The sequence below is a fragment of the Clostridium sp. genome (assembly GCF_016650095.1).
GTDB lineage: Bacteria > Bacillota > Clostridia > Clostridiales > Clostridiaceae > Clostridium_AD.
Genome location: NZ_JAENWL010000266.1, coordinates 1 through 5,381 on the forward strand (window position 1 = coordinate 1; position 5,381 = coordinate 5,381).

Annotated in this window: 6 protein-coding genes, 1 tRNA gene and 1 rRNA gene; all 8 read left to right on the top strand. The window is 30.4% G+C overall.

The features are described from left to right. Window positions 1-19: 19 nt before the first annotated feature. Window positions 20-136, top strand: a 5S ribosomal RNA gene (gene rrf, locus JJE11_RS14020). 5 nt (window positions 137-141) lie between these two features. After that, a tRNA-Asn gene (locus tag JJE11_RS14025) sits at window positions 142-216 on the top strand. Between the two features lie 331 nt (window positions 217-547). Further along, window positions 548-2,626, top strand: a complete 2,079-nt coding sequence (fusA, locus tag JJE11_RS14030) for an elongation factor G (protein ID WP_291636684.1) — start codon at window positions 548-550, stop codon at window positions 2,624-2,626. Window positions 2,627-2,789: 163 nt separating this feature from the next. Next, on the top strand, window positions 2,790-3,026 hold the full coding sequence (locus tag JJE11_RS14035) for a hypothetical protein (protein ID WP_291636686.1): 237 nt from the start codon (window positions 2,790-2,792) through the stop codon (window positions 3,024-3,026). 84 nt (window positions 3,027-3,110) lie between these two features. Continuing rightward, a complete protein-coding gene (locus JJE11_RS14040; protein ID WP_291636696.1) occupies window positions 3,111-3,425 on the top strand; it encodes an aminopeptidase P N-terminal domain-containing protein in 315 nt (104 codons plus the stop codon). Between the two features lie 86 nt (window positions 3,426-3,511). Then, window positions 3,512-4,171, top strand: a complete 660-nt coding sequence (locus tag JJE11_RS14045; RefSeq protein ID WP_291636688.1) for a M24 family metallopeptidase — start codon at window positions 3,512-3,514, stop codon at window positions 4,169-4,171. A 335-nt stretch (window positions 4,172-4,506) separates the two neighbouring features. Then, the gene (locus JJE11_RS14050) at window positions 4,507-4,734 is read left to right on the top strand and encodes a hypothetical protein (protein WP_291636690.1); all 228 of its coding nucleotides are present in this window, start codon (window positions 4,507-4,509) and stop codon (window positions 4,732-4,734) included. Between the two features lie 170 nt (window positions 4,735-4,904). Beyond that, a partial coding sequence (locus JJE11_RS14055) for a Clp protease N-terminal domain-containing protein (protein WP_291636694.1) occupies window positions 4,905-5,381 on the top strand: 477 nt, incomplete at its 3' end.

The window sequence follows — 5,381 nt, forward strand, 5'->3', positions numbered from 1 at the left end:
AGAATATTTATATTCTCAATCTAGTGATTATGGCATGAAGGTAACACCCCTTCCCATACCGAACAGGTAGGTTAAGCTTCAATGCGCCAATGGTACTGCAGGGGTAACTTTGTGGGAGAGTAGGTCGTCGCTAGGTAATGTTCCGCGATAGCTCAACGGTGGAGCGCTCGGCTGTTAACCGATAGGTTGAAGGTTCAAATCCTTTTCGCGGAGCCATTTTTATTTAAAGTATATAAAAGCTAATTATTAGCTTTTTTTTATTTCCTGAAAAAATATAAAATAAAAAAATCGCATAAATTCTTTTTATATAGATGCTATTTTAGTAATAACTTCTATTGATTTCAAATATATAGTTAAGTATCAATAATTTAATATTATTGATGCTTTTATTTTTTTAAATAATTAAATAAAAAAACATATTAAAGCAATATATTCACACTATTTAGAAAATTTAGTTATTTAGAGAGGGTTTTATATTTATAAGTAGAATATATAAATATATATCCAACAAAAAAAATATCTAACGAAAAGCTAGGAGGTATTGTATATGAAAGAATATAAAAGCAATAATCTAAGAAATGTAGGAATTATTGGACATAGTGGTTCAGGAAAAACCACTATAATGGAATCAATACTATATTACACAAAAGCTATAGATAGATTTGGTAGAGTTGATGATGGGACTACAGTTAGTGATTATGATATTGAGGAAAAGAAGAGAAAGACATCAATTTCTACATCAGTAGCTTTAAGCGAATGGGAAGGTGTAAAAATAAATTTAGTAGATACGCCTGGATATTTTGATTATATAGGAGAAATGATTGAGGGACTAAGAGCTGTAGATATGGCGATGATAGCTGTATGTGGTGTGTCTGGTATAGAAGTTGGAACTGAGAAAGCTTGGGAATATGTGAATGAGAATAAGTTGCCCAGAGCATTTTTTATTAATAAGTTAGATAGAGAAAATAGTAATTTCGAAAGCGTTTTACAACAGTTAAAACAAAAATTTGGGGTATCCGTAGTACCAATTCAATATCCAATAGGTAGTGAAGAAAATTTTAGAGGCGTAATAAATGTAATATCTAGAAGAGCTAGAATATTCAATCCTAAAACACATAAGATGGAAGAGCGCGATATCCCCGAAGAGCTAATTGATAAAGTAGATGAATGTAAACAGATGGTTATGGAAGCAGTAGCAGAAACTGATGAAACTTTATTAGACAAATATTTTAATGAGGGTTCTATAAGTGAAGAGGAAATATATCATGGTCTTATAAAAGGAGCTTCTATGGGAGAAATCGCACCTATAATGTGTGGATCTGCATTGCTTGGTATAGGAATAAATACTTTACTTGAAGATATGGTTGAATGTTTTCCTTCACCAATTGATACAACACTTTATAGTGCAAAAGATATAAAAAACAATAAATATATGCAAGTTAAAATAAATGATACGGAGCCATTCTCAGCATTAGTATTTAAGACTATTGCAGATCCTTTTGTGGGTAAATTATCTATGTTCCGCGTCATCACTGGAAAAGCTAAAAGTGATAAAATAGTATATAATACTAATAAAGATAAAGAAGAAAAAATGGGTAATATGTATTTTCTAAAGGGAAAACAGCAATTTCAGACTCAAGAAATTGAGGCAGGAGATATAGGTGCTGTTTCTAAACTTCAATATACCACCACAGGAGATACACTTTGTGATAGTGAGAAATTGGTAATGTTTGATACTATGGATTTTCCACAACCAGTTTTTGCCAGAGCCATTGTAACTAAATCAAAAGGTGATGAAGATAAAATATCCAATGGATTAGCGAAATTGATAGAAGAAGATCCTACATTCTCAATAACTAGGAGTGTAGAAAATGCGCAAACTATAATTTCAGGGATAGGATCAACTCACTTGCAGGTAATAGTTAGTAAATTGAAAAATAAATTTAATGTTGAAGTATCATTAGAAATACCAAAGATTGCTTATAGAGAAACGATTCTAAAAGTTTCTGATGTGCAAGGAAAACATAAAAAACAATCTGGAGGACATGGACAATATGGCGATGTAAAGATTAAATTCGAGCCTAGAATAGATGGTGAAGACGATTTAGAATTTGTTGATGCGGTAGTAGGGGGAACAGTTCCAAGGCAATATATACCGGCTGTTGAGAGAGGGCTAAAAGAATGTATTCATCATGGTGTGCTTGCAGGTTTCCCGGTTATACGGCTTAAAACAACCTTACATGATGGCTCATACCATGCTGTAGATTCTTCTGAAATGGCATTTAAAATGGCTGCGGCTTTAGCCTATAAGAAAGGTCTACTGGAAGCACAATCTGTTATATTAGAACCAATTATGCATGTGGAAGTTACATGTCCAGAGGATTATATGGGTGATATTATTACAGATATAAACAAAAAAAGAGGCAGAATTTTGGGGATGGAAGCTAATGAAAGAGGCCAGAAAGTTATAGGCGAGGTACCACAATCAGAGCTATTTAGTTATGCTACAGATTTACGATCAATGACTGGAGCTAGAGCTAATTTCAGGGTAAAATTTGAAAGATATGAAGAAGTTCCGCCAGAGGGAATCGATAAAATAATAGAGGCTACTAAAAATTTGGAATAGAAATAAATAACTAAAAAAATAAAACTATAGATAACTATGGTTTTATTTTTTTGTTCAAATAAGAATTTTAAAAATATTAAGTAAGAGAAATATTAAGTAAATACGAATAATTTACCTAAAATTACAAACCCTAATGTTAAGTATATCAAAGGGGGAGAATTATATGTCTGAATATAGATTAGATATTCTGGGAGATATTAATTTAAGTGATTATAGTAACATTCATGATTATATGGGCATAATCGAGCAGAATGATAAGTTTACAATTAACTCAAAGATTGAAAACTCAGAAGAAATGAAAATACTATGTAAAATGTTAGAAAATAATTATTTTACTATTGTAGCACAAGGAGGTAAAGAAAACGGCGAATACTATATCACATCTCAAAGGGCAAGGTAAAGATCACTGCTAAAAATAGAATTAACTTATGCCTTCACTCCAAATGGGAATTTTTACTATTTGACAGGTATTGATAGAGAGAAAATGATTCTAATGTTAGTGAAAATAAATGGTAAAGTTGAAGAAACATTATTTATACAAAAAAATGATCCTGTTATGGCTAGGTGGGTAGGGGAAAAAATGCAAGAAGTCAAAGCAAAAGAAATTTCGGGTATAGAAAGCATTAAGTTTTTGGAGGAGTTTGAAGTAACTTTTGGATCTATTATGGATAAATACAAAATAGATAATTTATGCTTAGATCTTGAAAGACAACAGTTCCATACATCCATGAACTCTCCACAAAGGTTTGCTAGCGATGTCATGGAGAGATATCCTTATTTAATATATACCATGAAATAGCTAGTCTTAGACTTATAAAATCAGAAAATGAAATTGAATTAATTAGGGTAGTTATAGATATTACAGATAGAGGCATAAAAACACTAATGAAAAATTCCAAAGCGGGGATGAGAGAGTATGAATTAGAGGCTTACTTTGACTTTACGTTGAAAAGTAATGGTGTAACAGACTTCGCATTCCATACTATCGCAGCTTGTGGTAAGAATGCAATAATACTCCATTATGACCAGAATAATAGTGAACTTGAGGATGGTAAATTGGTTTTATTTGATTTAGGAGCTCAATATAAATATTACAATGCAGATATTACTCGTACATTCCCTGTTAATCGGAAATTTACGGAAAGACAAAAACAGGTTTATAATGTAGTATTAAGGGCGCAAGAAGCGGTAAGAGCAATTGCTAGGCCTGGTATATTATTTTCAGTTTTAAATGAAACTGCTAAAAAAGTACTTGCAGCCGGGTGCATAGAGTTAGGTCTTATTAATGAAGCTAGTGAACTATCTAAGTATTACTTCCATGGTGTAAGCCATTATCTAGGGTTAGACGCTCATGATGTAGGAAGTCGTGATATGAAATTAAAAACAGGAATTATATTTACTAATGAGCCAGGACTTTATATAGAAGAAGAAAATATAGGAATTAGAATAGAAGATGACATACTAATTACAGAAGATGGATGTGAAAATCTTTCAAAACAAATAATTAAAACAGTAGAAGAAATTGAAGAGTTTATGGAGAAGTAGATTTATATAACTGTTTTCATGCCTATAAGTAGTAATTATGAAATTAGTACTTATTTTTTAAAACTAACATTTACTAATTGTTATTTTAATATAAATTTTATGCCATAAAAAGCTTATTTTCTTATTTTAAGAAGGTAAGCTTTTTATTTTACAATAAAGTACAAATAACTGAGAACATTATGTATAATAATGTAAAATAAATCATTACGAAAATAAATCTTTAAACAAGGGGAATAAAAAAATTTGTAGAATAGTTAACATATGGTATAAAATTACATTGGTTATATATGTAATAAGGAGTTAATAGTAAAAAAAATTATAGAAGGGGGAACGATATGATTAAAAATAAAAATAATATAGTAGAACTGTTAGATAAGATTAAAAGCTTTACATACTTTAAGGAAAATGTAGAAATAGATGTAGTTTTAAAGGAGTGCGAAGGCATTAATATTAGATGCTATGATGACAAATGCATAGTCATTAATTTCTTTGATTATAAAAAGGGAATTTCTATGTTGTACAAAGATAGAAAGTATATTAATAAGAAAATGATTAACCAGTGAAATATGTGTCAAAAGAACATTATATATATATATACATGCTTAGAATATTTCAATATAAAATATTTTAGGTATGTTTTTTTATTAAATAAGTAGATAATGCTATTAGGCTATGCAAGAATTGGGCATAATTAAAGGAATAAGTAAATTCATTGTAAGTGAGGTGTTTGAATATGATGTTTAATAAATTTACAGAAAGAGCACAAAAAGTTTTGGTATACGCTCAAGAAGAGGCAGGACAATTAAAGCATGGATATGTAGGTACAGAACATATATTGTTAGGGATTTTAAAGGAACAAGATGGAGTATGTAAAAAGTCATTAAATGATATGAAAATTTCTACTGACGGGGTTAAAAAATTAGTTGTGGAGTATGAAGGCGAAGGGGACGTAGAAATGCACAGAAGTGAGATACCTCTGACTCCAAGAACAAAACGATTACTAGAACTAAGTCTTTTAGAAGCTAGAAACTTAAATCATAATTATATTAGTCCAGAACATATTTTGTTAGCTATGATTAGAGAAGAAGAGGGGGTTGCTTATACAATTTTAGCTAATTTAGGAGCGGATTTTAATAAACTAAGAAATGATATACTAAATAATTGGTGTTCGGAAGATACTCCAAAGGGAAGTTTATCAAAAGAAAAACAA